The following is a 15,702-nucleotide window of genomic DNA, read 5'->3' as shown; positions in this document are numbered from 1 at the left end:
ACCCTTATATCAGGACGGGTAGATCAATTGGTTTTTTTGGTTCACCAAACCGTGGATCGAACGCCAAGTTGACCGGGTGAAGCCTGTTCTAAACTGGATCTTTAATTCGCTTCAAACCAATCCAGCATCAAATCAGCCCACCCTCTGGGCACGGTATGCCCTCCCGGAAATAGCGCAAATTCAATATCTGCACCCTCTCCACACACCCAACGGCGACGCAGGACAGTGCCCTCTTGCCAGGCCTTGTCGGGCGCATGGGTTTCACAGCCGTTGGTGTCGCGCCAGAGCTCTAAACCAGCATAGATATCACCCTGCTGGAACTGCTTTTCACCCAGATAACGCCCCTCAAGCGGCACGGTTTTGTCTGCCCAGCCATGGGTATGAAACAACCGTACCGGCGCTGCACAACTTTCTGGCTGAGGTCGCCAGAACCCTCCTGAAATCGACGCATAGCCTTCAAAGTCGCCCGGGTTGGAACAGGCCAGATAGTTGACCAGAAAGCCACCCGCCGAAAACCCCGCCAGAACGGTGTCCGTTTTCGACACGCCAAACCGATCGCCAGCGTCCGCCATGACATCGCGCAAAAAGGCGGCTTCGTTGCGCCCCTCCCACCCAGGAAAGAACACCCAGGACCGGTTACCATTGCGCCGACGCGTGGCATTGGGTGCGATGACGGCGTAGCCGCGCGCCTTTAGCGCATCAATCATTCTGGAATTGCTCATCGTGCCAGCACCTGACCCGCCATACCCGTGCAGGAACATCACCACCGGCACAGGTCGCTGCGCTCCTTCGGGTAAGGCGATATGGTATTCCCCGCCGCCAATTTCGCAAATCCCTGGCTGGCCAGCGCAGTCGGCCGCCGCAGCGCCGGCCCAAAGCGTCAAGGCCAGAGCCAATACCGTGCGCTTCATTGCTGCCACCGTGCAACCGGCAGGTTGCTGGCCACCCAGCCCGGACCTGCACGTGAGCCAAGCATGCCTTCCGGTATGTCAATGATATTGGTGAACCCAGCTTCACTCAGCGCCAGCGTCATCCGCGCTGAACGTACGCCGCGTGCGCAGATCAGCGCGATAGGAGCGGACAGGTCTTCGCTGGCTACTGCGGCGACGGCATCAATGAAATCTCGGCGCCGCATATCTATTTGATGCCCGCCAACCGGAACCCCAACAGTTTGCCATTCGAGGGGGGTGCGAATATCAACCAGAGTGATTTCACCCGACTGCGCCCGTTGATAGGCCTCAGCTACCGTCAGCCGTGGGCGGTCGTGATCCGGCGCCCGTCTGCTCCACCAAGTGCCAAATGCCACAACTGCAACCATTGCACTGCCACCAACCAATAGGCGGCGTCTGGAAAGGTGAAACTGCGACATGGGCTCTCCGGATCAACACTTTGAATTGCTTCGACCTAACATGTTCTGCGGCACCGGTCAGAAAAAGCCTCTGACAAGGTCATCAAGTTCTTGTCAACGTCGCCAACCGACACCACTTAAGCAGCAGAATTCAATAAAAACGTGGCGTGTCAGAAAAAATCAGCCCCTTCCAAGGGCTGCAAGGGCTGGCACAGAAGCCAAAAATTGCTTAGGCAACTATAACTTTGCCTTGCCCAAGCCCGGAGAACATCACGTGTCCCTGTTTCTGATTGCGGCCCTGCCTTTTCTTGGCGCGCTGTTTCCTGCGTTACTGATCCGCGCCGGGCGAAATGCCGCTGCGGCTTCCGCTGGTTTCACCACGTTTCTGGCCTTTGTCGGCTTACTGCTAAACGCACCTGCTGTCCTTCGCGGTGAAGTGATACAGGCACGGCTGGACTGGTTGCCGGGCCTGGGGTTGAACACCAACTTCTTTCTCGACGGGTTGGGCTTACTGTTTGCCGGGCTGATATTGGGGATTGGCCTTCTTATCATCCTTTATGCACGGTTTTACCTGTCGCGTGAGGATCCGATGGGGCAGTTCTATACATATCTTCTGCTGTTTCAGGGCGCTATGGTCGGCATCGTCCTTTCCGACAACATCCTGCTCTTGCTGGTGTTCTGGGAACTCACCTCGCTCAGTTCTTTCCTGTTGATCGGTTACTGGAAGCACTTACCCGAAGGGCGTCAAGGCGCCCGCATGGCGCTTGCGGTAACTGGATCAGGTGGTCTGGCAATGATCGCAGGTATGCTAATTCTTGGCCATATCGTCGGTTCCTATGATCTTACTGTAATCTTGCAACACAAAGAGCTGATCCAAGCTTCCCCGCTGTACCTGCCCGCGTTGATCTTGATCCTGATAGGCGCCTTTACCAAATCGGCGCAGTTTCCGTTCCACTTTTGGCTACCACACGCGATGGCCGCACCAACTCCGGTCTCCGCTTATCTACACTCAGCCACCATGGTGAAGGCTGGATTGTTCTTGATGGCGCGAATGTGGCCCGTGTTGGCCGGAACACCAGAATGGTTCTACATTGTTGCCACAACGGGCTTGATCACCATGGTGCTGGGGGCAGTGATTGCCCTGTTCAAAGATGATCTTAAGGCACTGCTTGCGTTTTCTACCGTCAGTCATCTAGGCCTGATCACCATGTTGCTGGGCTTTGGTACCAAGATCGCCGCGGTGGCAGCGGTGTTCCACATCATCAACCACGCCACCTTCAAAGCAGCGCTGTTCATGTCCGCAGGTATCATCGATCACGAAACCCATACCCGCGACATCAAACGTCTGGGTGGATTGCGGTTCCTGATGCCGATCACCTTTACCATCGCCTTAATTGCATGTCTGTCGATGGCAGGTCTGCCGCCTTTCAACGGTTTCTTATCCAAGGAAATGATGCTGGAAGAGGCCTTTCACACCAGCTGGATGGGATCTCCTTATTTCATCCCCGGTCTGGCTGTTTTTGCAGCCCTGTTTTCTGCGGCCTATTCATTCCGCTACATCGTCCATGTCTTCCTAGGACCCAAGCGCCACGACTATCCTGCCCATCCCCACGATCCTGGCACCGGACTTTGGCTGGCCCCTGCCTTTTTGGTGTTCCTGGTGATCGCAATTGGCATCGGCTCCAACCACATCGTTGGACCATTGGTTTCAGTTGCCGCAGGTGCGGTGATTGGTGGTGAGTTGCCCTACTTCTCACTGAAACTGTGGCATGGGTTTACCCCAGCCCTGTGGATGTCATTGGCAGCGGTCACTGGTGGTCTGTTGTTGCTGTGGCTGCATCCTCGTCTGTCAAAGATGTGGAACGCAGCCCCACGACCGGAAGCCAAGGTGATTTTCGACTCTTTGCTTGGCACCCTGACCCGAGCCAGCCGTGGCGTAACAGACGCGCTGCACAACGGGTCAATCACCCGCTACTCTGCCATCATGGTGGCCTTCACAATCGCGATATCGCTGTATGCCTACCAGAGTGGTGTTGCGTCTGAGGCCACACGTGCCGTTCAACAAGCTGGCGCATTACCGGTGATAGGCTGGATTTGTCTGGTCTCCGCAACCGGGTTCATCGTGCTCAACCACCGCAACCGGTTGCTGGCACTGGTTCTCATTGGCGTGGTGGGTCTGATCGTTTCATTGTCGTTCAACTATCTTTCGGCCCCCGATCTAGCCCTGACCCAAATCTCGGTTGAGGTTGTTACAATCATTCTGATGTTGCTCGCTTTGAACTTCCTGCCCAAAGAAACGCCGGTCGAAAGCCCACTTGCCATTCGAGCACGGGACGCCGTAATTGCCATAGTTGCCGGTACCGGCGTTGGTGGATTGATCTACGCCCTGATGACCCGCGACTTCAGTGCACCTTCGATTTCGGAATTCCATCTCGCCAATTCATACAAAGGCGGTGGTGGCACCAATGTGGTCAACGTGATCCTTGTTGACTTCCGGGGGTATGATACTTTTGGCGAAATTATCGTGTTGGGTATTGCCGCGCTGGTGATCTACGCCCTGACCGAAGCTATCCTTGGTTCCAAAGTACGAGCCTATTTGCTTAACCGCAAACCGGATTCACCTCAGGACGGCGACCCTCACCCCTTGATGATGGTGGTGGCTACACGTGTGATGATGCCATTAGCGCTGATGGTTGCAGCCTATATCTTCTTCCGCGGTCACAACCTGCCCGGCGGTGGTTTCATAGCCGGTCTGATCGCCGCAATCGCGATGCTAATGCAGTACATGGCCTCTGGCTTTAGCTGGGCAGCTGAACGGCAGAAGGTGTACTACCACGGTATTATTGGTTCAGGCGTTCTGATCGCTGCGGCCACCGGTATGGGCGCCTGGTTGGCCGGTCAGCCTTTCCTGACCAGCGCCTTCGGGTACCTGCACTGGGCGCCGCTGGAAGAATTCGAATGGGCCACTGCTGCCCTGTTCGATCTCGGCGTTTTCCTTGCTGTGGTTGGAGCCGTGATGCTGACTCTGGAAAGCCTCGCCCGCTTGGCTTGGCAGCCGGGAATGAACTCGGAACACGCCATGGATATCAACCCGGCCCGCGATGACGCGGCTAAACTGAAAGAGGAGGTCTGAGCATGGAGATCCTATTTGCTTCTGCTGTTGGCGTCCTGACTGCTGCAGGGATTTATCTGATCCTTCGCAAGCGTACGTTCCCGGTTATTCTGGGGCTGTCGCTACTATCTTACGCCGTTAACGTGTTTTTGTTTGCCACGGGTCGGTTGATGATCAACGCCCCACCGGTTCTGAACAAATATGCCGAAGTTGCCTATACTGATCCACTGCCACAGGCATTGGTGCTGACGGCTATCGTGATTTCCTTTGGTATGACAGCTGTTGTGGTGATGATTGCGCTTGGCGCTTATTTGTCGGCCAAGGATGACCACATTGACATGATTGAAGATGCCGATGGTGCAGGAGACGACGCATGAACCACTTGCTGATTGCGCCCGTTGTGCTGCCCGCCATCGTTGCGCCATTTATCATCATGGTGTTGCGCCACCATCTTAGCCTGCAGCGGATATTCTCACTTGCCTGTACCGTGGCTCTCCTTGCCATCACGCTGGGCCTCGCAGTGCAAGCCGCCGATGGCACAGTTCAAGTTTATGAACTGGGCAATTGGCCGGCGCCATTTGGTATCGTTCTGGTACTGGATCGTTTGTCTGCCCTAATGTTGCTGCTGACTGCCGGGCTGGCGCTCGCCGTTGTTCTTTACGCCATCGGGTCTGGTTGGGACGCTCGTGGCCGCCATTTCCACGCGTTGTTACAGTTCCAGCTAATGGGCATTTTAGGCGCGTTTTTGACCGGTGATGCGTTTAACCTGTTTGTCTTCTTTGAGGTGCTGCTGATCGCGTCTTACGGATTGATGATCCACGGTGGCGGCGCCAAGCGGCTGCAGGCTGGGGTGCAATATGTGGTCTACAACTTGCTTGGCTCCAGTCTTTTTCTGCTGGCGCTTGGCACCCTGTATGCTGTGACTGGCACCCTGAACATGGCCGATCTGGCGGTACGCGTAGCTGAGTTATCACCAGATGACACTGCACTACTGCGCGTGGGTGCGGTGATGTTGCTGCTGGTGTTTGCCATCAAAGCCGCAGTTCTGCCGCTGCACTTCTGGCTGCCTGCCTCTTATGCCTACGCTCCACTTCCAGTGGCGGCCCTTTTTGCAATCATGACCAAGGTCGGGGCCTATGCCATCCTACGCATGTACACTCTGGTGTTTGGACCCGATGTAGCAGCCACCGCTGGCCTGGTTGGTGACTGGTTGCTACCTGCAGCGATGCTCACATTGGCCATTGGTGCTCTTGGTGTTCTGGGATCGCGCGAAATAGGTCGACTGGTCGCTTTTGGAGCCATAACGTCGATGGGGACACTCTTGATTGCGGTGGCCCTGTTCACACCTCAGGCGACCGCGGCAGCCTTGTACTATACTGTACACTCCACTCTAGCCGCGGCGCTTCTCTTCCTTATTGCCGATCTTATAATTGAACGCCGCGGCGGCGCCATCATCGCACAACGACCAATGGCGCAGACCGGGTTGATTGCATCGCTGTTCTTTGTCGGCGCCATCGCTATGGCTGGTATGCCCCCGCTATCCGGCTTTGTCGGCAAGCTGCTGGTAATGGATGCCGCGCGGGATCATGAGTTGGTCTGGTACATCTGGGCGGTTATTCTGGCAGGATCGTTGATCACCATCATCGGCCTGGCCCGTGCCGGGTCCGAGATATTCTGGAAAAGTCACGATGACAGCCACATCCGTGAAGCAGAACCAGAAATAGCCGTTGACGACACACAAGCCCCTACTGAGGAACCTGCGTCCAATGCCCCAGCGCTGCCGTTTGTCGCGTGCTTCGCCTTGGTTGGAAGCTTGGCTCTCCTGACTATATTCGCCGGCCCTATGATGGACTATACAACTGCCACTGCCGCGCAGTTGTTTGACCCAAACATCTACATTGACGCCGTTCTGAGGAGGGCTGAGCAATGAAATTGCTGCAAAGACTGTTACCTCACCCAATTCTGACGCTGCTGCTGACCCTGACGTGGTTGCTGTTGGTGAACGGTTTTTCACTCAACTCACTGGTGTTTGGATTTGGCCTAGGATTGGTGATCCCGTTTTTCACCCAACCGTTTTGGCCTGATCGCCCCCGTTTGGTCAAACCGCTAAAGGTCATCCAGTATATTCTGCTGGTGCTTTACGACATCGTGGTGGCCAATGTGGTGGTGGCCAAGATTGTGGTGTTTAAATCCAACGCCAACCGCCAGCCTAACTGGGTTACAATCCCACTGGACTTGCGCACCCCCGAAGCCATCACAACACTGGCTGGGACCATCACCATGACGCCCGGCACCCTGACCGCTGATGTCTCAGCCGAGGGTCATGCCCTGCTGGTGCATTGCCTCGACGCCCCAGACCCCGAAGCTGTGCGTGACGAGATCAAACAGCGCTACGAGCGCCGCCTGATGGAGATTTTCGAATGATCCTTTATGCCGCCATATTCGCCTTTGGCTGTTTCGCACTGGCCATTCTGATGAACCTTTGGAAGGTGTTATTTGCTGATGCAATCGCCGATCGTATTCTGGCCTTGGACACTATGTTCATCAACGCCATCGCCCTGATGGTGCTCTATGGTATCGCCCTGGGCACCGGGATCTATTTTGAAGCGGCAATGATTGTTGCCATGCTTGGCTTTGTTTCAACGGTTGCCTACGCGCGTTTCATCCTGCGCGGCAACATCATCGAGTGAGACCGACATGGAACAGTTTTTCGAACTCCTGATCACCGCATTCCTGATCATGGCTGGTCTGTTTGGGCTGGTTGGCTCGTTTGGCCTGCTAAAGCTGAATGACGCAATGTCACGGCTGCACGCCCCCACCAAGGCGACCACCTTGGGGGTCGGCGGCGTTCTGCTGGCATCAATGGCCAATGCCTATGCAAACGGGCCGTATTTGTCAGTGCATGAACTGATGATCACCCTCTTCCTACTGCTGACGGCCCCTATTACGGCGAATTTCATTGCCAAGGTGCACATCCACCAGAGGGAAAGTCGCGACACCCTGCCAGCAGCAGGTGAAGATGGGGCATGGGCAACTAAAAACCTGCCAGACAACGACGAGGGTTGAGCGGTTCACACCGCCTAATTCTACAAGACGACCCCAAGCATAAGCTATGTGGGACCCGCGATAAGGTCGATCCGACAATGAAAAACTCTCACCTGCCGTTGACCAAAGATCTGGTTTTAATCGGAGGCGGCCATGCCCATGCGCTGGTTCTGAGAAAATGGGGCATGTCGCCCCTGCCTGGGGGCCGCCTGACCGTCATCAACCCTGGTCCTACCGCGCCCTATTCCGGCATGTTGCCAGGATTTGTAGCAGGCCATTATCAACGCTCGGATCTGGATATTGATCTGGTAAAGCTGGCGCGTTTTGCCGGGGCGCGGGTGGTGCTCGGCGCTGCCGCTGGAATTGACACTGCTGCCCGCATGATACGGGTGCCCGGGCGTACACCGATTGCCTATGACGTTGCCTCCGTTGATATCGGTATTACCTCAGAAATGCCGAACCTGCCCGGTTTTGCTGCCCATGCAATTCCAGCCAAACCGCTGGGCGCTTTTGCCGCCAAGTGGGATACCTTTCGCGCAGGTTTCGCCCCAGCTCATCTCGCAGTCATCGGCGGCGGTGTCGCTGGTGTCGAACTGGTTCTGGCAATGGCATATGCGCTAAAATCACAGGGACGGTTGGCCCAGGCCACTCTGATCGACAGCGCCAAAGCCTTAACTGCACTGGGTGCCTCGGCCCGCAACAAGCTACGTGTCGCGCTGACCGAGCACGGGGTGACGTTGCTGGAAGGCGTTGGTATTGAAAGCATCCAACCCGACCATATCCGATTGCAAGATGGCCGCGAGGTTCTGTCTGATTTCACAACTGGAGCCGCTGGAGCGCGCCCTTATGGTTGGATTTCTGAAACCGGGCTGACCTTGAACAAAGGGTTCATCAGCGTGGATGCCAACCTGCAAAGTTCAGATCCGGCACTCTTCGCCACCGGTGATTGCGCCCATCTGACTCACGCGCCGCGTCCCAAAGCCGGGGTCTATGCCGTACGTCAAGCCCCGGTGCTGTTCGACAATCTGCGCGCGGTATTGAGCGGCGGCAAGCTGCGCCCCTATCAACCTCAAAAAGACTATCTCAAACTGATCTCACTGGGGCAGAAATCGGCTTTGGCTGAACGACTGGGCCGCACCCTGTCCGGCCCAATGATGTGGCGTTGGAAGAACCAGATCGATCAGAAATTCATGGCGAAGTTCCGCGACTATCCAGTGATGGAACAACCCACCCTGCCCCCACTTCACACCTTGGGCATGGCGGAGGCCATCGGCGACAAGCCAATGTGTGGCGGCTGCGGAGCCAAGGTAGGGCGCAATGCTCTGCGCGCCGCCCTTGCCCCACTGCCCAGCCCAGAACGAAACGACATTACGCCTCTGCCCGGTGACGACGCTGCATTGCTGATGACCGGCGGTGTGCAACAAGTTATCAGCTCAGATCACCTGCGGGCATTAACCAACGATGTTGTGGTGATGGCCCGCATCGCAGCGGTACATGCTCTGGGCGACATTTGGGCGATGGGGGCGCAGCCTCAGGCAGCAACCGCCAATTTAATCCTGCCCCGGATGTCTCCCGAATTGCAGGAACGTACATTGCGAGAGATTATGGCCACGGCTAGCCAATTGATGAGAGAGGCCGGTTCTGAAATTGTCGGAGGCCATACCTCACTTGGTGACGAACTAACCATTGGCTTCACCGTTACCGGACTATGTCATCAGCCTGCGGTCACATTGGCTGGAGCCCTGCCGGGGGATGTTTTAATCCTGACCAAACCCATTGGATCGGGTGTGATCATGGCGGCGGAAATGGCAGGCCAGGCCAATGGGGAATGGGTCGCTGCCGCCTTGACGCAGATGTCGCGCCCGCAAGAACGGGCATCCGAGATCCTGAACTGCGCACACGCCATGACTGACGTGACAGGGTTTGGGCTTTATGGGCACCTGTCTGGCATCTGCGAAGCTTCAGGCCTTGGGGCCCGGTTGAACACCGGTGCGGTGCCGCTGATGCAAGGCGCTGCGCAACTGGCCGACCTGGGCATTCGCTCGTCCCTGTTTGCCGACAACCGCGCGTTGGCGCCTAATCAGCAAACCTCTTCAGCACAGGATCTGTTGTTTGATCCACAAACCGCTGGAGGGTTACTAGCAGCGGTTTGTGCCAACAATGCTGAAACGCTGTTGAACGAGCTGCAACAAGCAGGTGAATCAGCGGCCGTGATCGGGACAATGACGTCAGGGCCAGACGGGATAGAGCTGGTTTAGGCAGGCACAAACTGCTGCAAAAAAACGGTAACCCTGTCTGCTGCATCATCCAGCCCTACGGCGTCCAAGTCTGACACTTGAACCTCTGCTAATATCTCAGCATCCAACAACTGGCGCGATTTGGAATAGGCCGGATCATAGTGGTGAACCATCAACGACTCAGTCAATGCCACCTTGTTGCCCTCGCGGATCATCTCAAGCCAAGCATCCACCACCGCATTGGACCGATGTGCGCGCAATGGTTCCAGCTTGCGGCGTAACATATCGGCGTCAGACAGGATATCATCATAGGCCTGCACCAAATAACGGCAACGTGCTGCAACGGGGGCTTCGATCTGAATACGTGGGGCTGCTTTCATCGCGGTCCACAATGACGGAGGAATGATTCGATCACCAATCTTGCTGGATTCAGCCTCCACCAGAACTGGGCGTGTTGTGTCAAACCGTGCCAGGCAAGACGCAATACCGGTCTCGAACGCCTTTTGGCTTGGCTGAGGTCCAGCCATACCGCCCAACAATGACCCCCGGTGGTTCGCCAAGCCTTCCAAGTCCAGCACCTGCGCACCTCGATCCTTTGCCAGTTGCAAAAGATCTGTTTTAGCGGTGCCGGTATATCCATCCAATGCCACCAGGCAATGCGATAGCGGCTGGTCATATAGATAAGATTTCACCAATCTCCGGTAGGTTTGATAACCCCCTTCAATCAGTTCAGCGCGCCAGCCAACCTGCTGCATAAGCCAGGTGAAAGAACCCGATCGCTGACCACCGCGCCAACAATAGACCAAGGGTCGCCACCCCCCATCCTTATCCGCCAGTGCTGTTTCTATGTGATGGGCAGAGTTTCTGAACACCATTGCCGCACCAAGTTTGCGGGCCAGGAACCGGCTTTTCTGGACATACATCGTACCAACTTCAGCACGTTCACTATTATCCAGAACCGGCAGACTGATTGCGCCAGGGATATGATCCTCAGCAAATTCACCGGGACTACGGACATCAATCACACTATCATAGGAGTGATCCAAAAGGTCGAGCAGCGAGGGGAATGTCAAAGCCATGCGCCACCTCTAGCCGCAGGAGAGTGCTAGGGAAAGTGTCGTTTTCAGTCGATATGACAAAAGCAGCTTGCGTAAACGAAGTAATGAAAAGTAATCTTAAAGCAGGTGTTTTCACCAATACTTCCGACGGGTGCCCTTCCACCCTAAAACTAGGCTATTACTGCGAGTATAAAATGGAATTATCCCCTCTGGACATTCACAGCATGCCCGGCCATCTGATCCGGCGGCTGAACCAGATTTCGGTTGCCCAATTCATGGAACACGTCGCCGCCGCAGGATTGTCCCTGACGCCGGTACAATTTGCAGCTCTCTGCGCTATCCGGGACCACCCCGGTATTGATCAGGCAACAGTTGCAGGGCTGATTGCCTACGACAGGGCAACACTCGGCAAGGTCATAGACCGCCTTGATGCCAGAGGACTTGTGCTGCGCAAAGTGTCCAAATCAGATCGGCGGGCGCGTGAACTGTTTCTGTCGTCAGATGGTGAGACATTGCTGAGCAAAGCGCATCCATTGGTGAAAGCCGCCCAGCCTGACATTCTGTCAGGGCTAAACGCGCAAGAACAAGCGCAGTTCGTGGCATTGCTGCAAAAACTAATACTTGCTGGTAATGATTTAAGCCGGGCACCACACCGTGGGCTGGGCAAGACCGACGACAGCGGCACAGACCCTAAATAAGAGGGCCAGCCGGGACTTCCCCGGGTTCGAAAGGCTCGATCAGTTCGGGCCCCGACGCACGGTTTGAGTTCACCCTAGGATCAACCCGGTGAAAGTCCAGTACGGCTTCACCGCCGGGCTGCATCAAGGACGCGGCACCTTTCCCCGCCTCCCCCAACCACAACGGCCAATCCTTCTGTTCCAGAACCAGTGGCATCCGGTGATGGATCAAGGACACGTGCTTATTGGCTTGGGTCGTGACAATGGCACAGGTGTTGATTGGATCTTCTTGCCCCCAACTCTGCCAAATTCCAGCAAAAGCGATAGGAGCACGATCACGTCGCTGAATGTACCATGGTAATTTGCGGTCCTGTATATCCCTGGTCCATTCAAAAAAACCAGTCGCAGGAATCAGGCAACGGCGTCCCCGGCATGCCTCTGCAAAAGCAGGTTTTTTAGCAATGGTTTCTGCCCGTGCATTGATTAACAGTGGACCGGCAGAAACACTTTGATACCAATGTGGCACAAACCCCCAACGCATCGGGATCAAGTGGCGCCCATTTTCTCCGCTACGTATGACATGTACTAGGTTTGTTGGACAAACGTTGAAATTGGGCACATGCGGCAGGCTGTTTGAAGGCTGTGCAGCAAACAGCTGAGCCATCGCGTCATTGGGAAGAGTGTTTGCAAGTCGTCCGCACATGGTTCAAAAATCCACAACCAACGAAACTATGTCCAGACCAATTTCAAGGATATTTCACTTTCATGCCTTCGTCGCCCGCAGCCTCTCTGAAATCCAAAATACTCCTCGACATAGAGAACGCTAAGAATTCCCAAGCTCTAAAAAAGGCAAAACTGGGCGTTAAAAAGTTTCCTAAGGACCCCGATTTCCGTTCACTGGCAGGCTTTGTGCTACAATCAGAAGGGCAATATAAAAAGTCTGTCCCCTTCTTTTTGGGAGCAGCCAAGATTCGGCCTCGTAGTGAAAAAGATATTGAAAATTTGACCTCCGCTCTTGAGATGTCAAACCAAATACTGGCAGCCGAAAAATACCTAACCCAAACGATTGGTCGGTATCCCGACATACTTCACGCTTATAGCCTTCTCGGAAACCTGTTGGCGCGGCAAGAACGATGGAATGAACTGGTAGAATTCGCCACTAACAGCCTAAGTGTATTTCCTGACAAAATTGAACTTTTGACTTTACGTGGCACAGCTTACAGCCATTTGAATCTTTATGATGAAAGCTTCAATGACCGGCTCTCAGCCTATGAACTGTCACCAACACATCCAATGGCCGCCCGACTGTTTGCACAGGCCCTTCACCAAAAAAGTGCCCAAGCTGAGGCGAAGAAAGTACTAACCGGAATTGTAGGCAGAGACCCAAAAGACCTAGACGCAATTTACGACCTCTCCATGCTAACAACAGCTAAGGAGGCAAGTAAACTCTTAGCGCTAACTGACAAGATTTCTGAAGACGAGGTTCCGGAAGTGGACTTGTTGCACTACGCGCGTGCCAATCTTATCAAAATTTCCCAAAGTCTGACAGACGCCTTACCGATATACGCGACGGCCAACGCAATCCGCTTTTCCCATAATCCTTACGAGTCTGAAAAGGAAAACAAAGGCTTTGATCTCGCTGAGCAACAGTTCGCAACGAAGAGCGTAATAGTGAACGCGTCTGAAGTAGAGGCACGCGTACCCATTTTCGTCGTTGGCCAACCAAGGTCAGGAACCACTTTGCTGGAAATGATGCTTTCATCTAGCGAACAGGTCCATGGTTGCGGTGAATTGGGCGCCGCCAGACAGTTTTGCAAAACCTTTCAAGAGTCCAACCATCAGTTCACCGATTCAGATGCTGCTGAGTTGGCTCACCACTATTATAATAACCTGCCAAATCCAGCCGAAAGCAGCTTAGCAACTGTCGACAAAATGCCCCACAACTATCAGATACTGGGTTACATTTTGTCCGCCATCCCAAATGCCAAGGTTGTCAATATTCTACGGGATCCCCGAGACACAGCTCTTTCAACCTGGATCCAGCGCTTCCCGGCCGGCGGAATTCGCTACGCAAATGATCTCATTTCAATGGCTCACAGTGCAAATCTGTATCGTCGGTACATGGAGTTGTGGCGGAAGACTTTTGCATCCAAAATTCTCAATGTTCAATATGAACAGCTTACTCGCGACCCAGAGAACGTGAGTAAACGCATTGCACAACACTGTGGAATTAACTGGGACCCAGCGATGATCTCTCCCGAACGGAACACAGGTACAGTTAAAACAGCCAGCGTCGACCAAGTTCGGAACAAGATTTCAACGAGATCGATAGGAAGCTGGCAACAGGCCGCGGATGAGCTAAAACCGTTTCTGGACGAACTCAATTTCGACCTGTGGCCCGAGTATGATCTGTGATGGCCAGGTAAACTCAACAAAACGCATTCGCCTGGTACAATTAAGCCCCGCTGAATTGGTCAGCGGGGCTTAATCTCTGCTCATAATATTTCAGCTTCGAAACTCTTATTTCTGAGAGATACGACCGTCTGTGTAAGGCTTATATGGCGAGTGTGTTGCCATGTACTCAGCCAGAACATCAGCCAGATCGGGGCCAAAGTCGTAGGCGTTTTTGTCGTCACCTGCGAACATCTTGTAGCCATCACCGCCGCCACGCACATAGTTGTTGGTTACAACCATGTAGGTCTTGGCCGGATCAACAGCTACGTATCCGTCACCATCGGCAACCATCACGTCCTGAACACGGCCTTCACCGGCAGCAACGCTTGCGTCCCAGCTAAACTTAAGACCGGCAACCTGTGGGAAACGACCTTTGACCTCTTCTACCTGGCTTACACCATTTTCTAGGGCAGCAACTAGGGTTGCGCCATCCAGTTCAAAGGTCGACAGGGTGTTCTGGAACGGCAGAACCGACAGAACTTCACCCATGGTGACTTCACCCGACTCCATGCTGGCACGAATGCCGCCCGAGTTTGCGATCGCGATTGTTACGCCCTGATCCTTGACCCGAGCCAACATCGCGTCTGCAACAAGGTTGCCCATCTGGCATTCTTGAATACGGCAGGTAGCACGGTCACCGTTGATGGATTCAGCTGATTCAGCCACAACCTTGGTGCGGATCTCTTCCAGCGGTGTGCCTAGCTCGGCAATACGGGCTACGGTGGCTTCGTCTTCGGCCACGGTTGCGTCCATGCTCAGCGGCTCACCAGCGGCCTCAACCACGTTACCAGCATCATCAAAAGTCACGTTCAGCTCGCCCAGGAACTTGCCATAGGCATAGGCCTGAACAATCGCTGTATCGTTGACCATTGTCGGGTAAGGACCAACGGCACGGTCGGACACGTTCGACAGGTAGCTGTTCGAGTGGCCGCCAACAATCACGTCAACACCGGTGGTTTCAGCGGCAACCTTTTGGTCAACAACATAGCCAGAGTGGCTGAGCACGATAATCTTGTTCACACCTTCAGCTGTCAGGCGGTCTACTTCGGCCTGAACTGCAGCAACCGGGTCACCAAAGGTGATGTTTTTGCCGGGGCTAGCCAGATCGTGGGTGTCTTCTGGCGTCAGACCAATCAGACCGATCTTTTCACCGCCACGTTCGATCACAGTGGATTTTTTCAGAACATCAGCCAGAGCAGGCTCGGCACTAACGTCAGCGTTTGACATCAGAACCGGAAAGCCAACCGAATCCATAAATCCACGCAGGACTTCGGGGCCATCGTCGAACTCGTGGTTACCAACGGTCATACCGTCGTACTCCAGCTTGTTCATCATCTCAGCCGCCACTTTACCCTTGTAGTAGGTATAGAACAGCGAACCTTGGAATTGGTCGCCACCATCTACCAGGATCGAGTTGTTGCTGCGTGCGCGGGCGTCAGCGATAGCTGTCACCAAACGGGCAGACCCACCAAAGCACTTGCCTTCGGCGTTATCACCTTCACGGCAGCCACTGTCATATTTGCTGACGGGTTCAAAGCGGGAATGGAAATCATTGGTATGTAGAATGGTCAGACTATAGTCCGCAGCAGCCATACCAGCTGTCAGCCCCAAGGCTGCGACCGAAGTTAGAATACGCATCATCATAATTGAGGTTCTCCCTGTTCTTATTTTTCTCGCCCTATGGCGACGATCGGCGTCATCATTGGGGAATATGACATATTCGCGCCCAGATTGCGGAATCGCAAGGCTCTTGTCACGGCAAGCCCAATGT

At 54.6% G+C, this 15,702-nt stretch carries 14 protein-coding genes; 9 read left to right on the top strand and 5 right to left on the bottom strand.

Annotated features, from left to right (window positions below; genetic code table 11):
- Window positions 1-101: 101 nt before the first annotated feature.
- Together FEE96_RS15970 and FEE96_RS15965 are read right to left on the bottom strand one after the other, a co-directional pair.
- Window positions 102-911, bottom strand: a complete 810-nt coding sequence (locus tag FEE96_RS15970) for a CE1 family esterase (protein ID WP_138164124.1) — start codon at window positions 909-911, stop codon at window positions 102-104.
- Window positions 908-1,369: a rhodanese-like domain-containing protein gene (locus FEE96_RS15965; RefSeq protein WP_138164123.1), complete on the bottom strand. Its 462-nt coding sequence runs from the start codon at window positions 1,367-1,369 to the stop codon at window positions 908-910. The genes FEE96_RS15970 and FEE96_RS15965 overlap by 4 nt, the downstream gene beginning before the upstream one ends.
- A gap of 253 nt (window positions 1,370-1,622) precedes the next feature.
- Here FEE96_RS15965 and FEE96_RS15960 point away from each other — a divergent pair, with 253 nt between their 5' ends.
- From FEE96_RS15960 to selD, 7 genes are all read left to right on the top strand, one after another.
- Window positions 1,623-4,481, top strand: a complete 2,859-nt coding sequence (locus tag FEE96_RS15960) for a monovalent cation/H+ antiporter subunit A (RefSeq protein ID WP_138164122.1) — start codon at window positions 1,623-1,625, stop codon at window positions 4,479-4,481.
- A gap of 2 nt (window positions 4,482-4,483) precedes the next feature.
- Complete coding sequence (locus FEE96_RS15955; RefSeq protein ID WP_138164121.1) at window positions 4,484-4,837, top strand: Na+/H+ antiporter subunit C; 354 nt, start codon at window positions 4,484-4,486, stop codon at window positions 4,835-4,837.
- The gene (locus FEE96_RS15950) at window positions 4,834-6,390 is read left to right on the top strand and encodes a monovalent cation/H+ antiporter subunit D (protein ID WP_138164120.1); all 1,557 of its coding nucleotides are present in this window, start codon (window positions 4,834-4,836) and stop codon (window positions 6,388-6,390) included. Before FEE96_RS15955 ends, FEE96_RS15950 begins: the two co-directional genes overlap by 4 nt.
- Window positions 6,387-6,884: a Na+/H+ antiporter subunit E gene (locus tag FEE96_RS15945; RefSeq protein ID WP_138164119.1), complete on the top strand. Its 498-nt coding sequence runs from the start codon at window positions 6,387-6,389 to the stop codon at window positions 6,882-6,884. The genes FEE96_RS15950 and FEE96_RS15945 overlap by 4 nt, the downstream gene beginning before the upstream one ends.
- Window positions 6,881-7,150 (top strand): K+/H+ antiporter subunit F, encoded by a 270-nt coding sequence (locus tag FEE96_RS15940; protein ID WP_138164118.1) that lies wholly within the window; start codon window positions 6,881-6,883, stop codon window positions 7,148-7,150. The genes FEE96_RS15945 and FEE96_RS15940 overlap by 4 nt, the downstream gene beginning before the upstream one ends.
- Before the next feature lie 7 nt (window positions 7,151-7,157).
- The gene (locus FEE96_RS15935) at window positions 7,158-7,526 is read left to right on the top strand and encodes a Na+/H+ antiporter subunit G (RefSeq protein WP_138164117.1); all 369 of its coding nucleotides are present in this window, start codon (window positions 7,158-7,160) and stop codon (window positions 7,524-7,526) included.
- A gap of 77 nt (window positions 7,527-7,603) precedes the next feature.
- A complete protein-coding gene (selD, locus tag FEE96_RS15930) occupies window positions 7,604-9,763 on the top strand; it encodes a selenide, water dikinase SelD (RefSeq protein WP_138164116.1) in 2,160 nt (719 codons plus the stop codon).
- Here selD and mnmH read toward each other — a convergent pair.
- Window positions 9,760-10,821, bottom strand: coding sequence for a tRNA 2-selenouridine(34) synthase MnmH (mnmH, locus tag FEE96_RS15925; RefSeq protein ID WP_138164115.1), 1,062 nt, complete (start codon window positions 10,819-10,821; stop codon window positions 9,760-9,762). The genes selD and mnmH overlap by 4 nt on opposite strands.
- Before the next feature lie 173 nt (window positions 10,822-10,994).
- Here mnmH and FEE96_RS15920 point away from each other — a divergent pair, with 173 nt between their 5' ends.
- Window positions 10,995-11,498 (top strand): MarR family winged helix-turn-helix transcriptional regulator, encoded by a 504-nt coding sequence (locus FEE96_RS15920; protein ID WP_138164114.1) that lies wholly within the window; start codon window positions 10,995-10,997, stop codon window positions 11,496-11,498.
- On the opposite strand, the gene FEE96_RS15915 is transcribed toward FEE96_RS15920, so the two are convergent.
- On the bottom strand, window positions 11,491-12,180 hold the full coding sequence (locus tag FEE96_RS15915) for an SOS response-associated peptidase (protein ID WP_138164113.1): 690 nt from the start codon (window positions 12,178-12,180) through the stop codon (window positions 11,491-11,493). The two genes, FEE96_RS15920 and FEE96_RS15915, sit on opposite strands and share 8 nt — an antisense overlap.
- A gap of 62 nt (window positions 12,181-12,242) precedes the next feature.
- Here FEE96_RS15915 and FEE96_RS15910 point away from each other — a divergent pair, with 62 nt between their 5' ends.
- A complete protein-coding gene (locus FEE96_RS15910) occupies window positions 12,243-13,892 on the top strand; it encodes a tetratricopeptide repeat-containing sulfotransferase family protein (RefSeq protein ID WP_138164112.1) in 1,650 nt (549 codons plus the stop codon).
- A gap of 105 nt (window positions 13,893-13,997) precedes the next feature.
- Here the strand turns inward: FEE96_RS15910 and FEE96_RS15905 are convergent, their stop codons facing one another.
- Window positions 13,998-15,575: a bifunctional metallophosphatase/5'-nucleotidase gene (locus FEE96_RS15905; protein WP_138164111.1), complete on the bottom strand. Its 1,578-nt coding sequence runs from the start codon at window positions 15,573-15,575 to the stop codon at window positions 13,998-14,000.
- Between the last annotated feature and the right edge of the window lie 127 nt (window positions 15,576-15,702).

This window comes from Parasedimentitalea maritima, from assembly GCF_005771405.1.
In the GTDB taxonomy this organism is placed as follows: domain Bacteria; phylum Pseudomonadota; class Alphaproteobacteria; order Rhodobacterales; family Rhodobacteraceae; genus Parasedimentitalea; species Parasedimentitalea maritima.
Note: the sequence above shows the minus strand (reverse complement) of the source record. Positions and strands in the feature narration are given on the sequence as shown.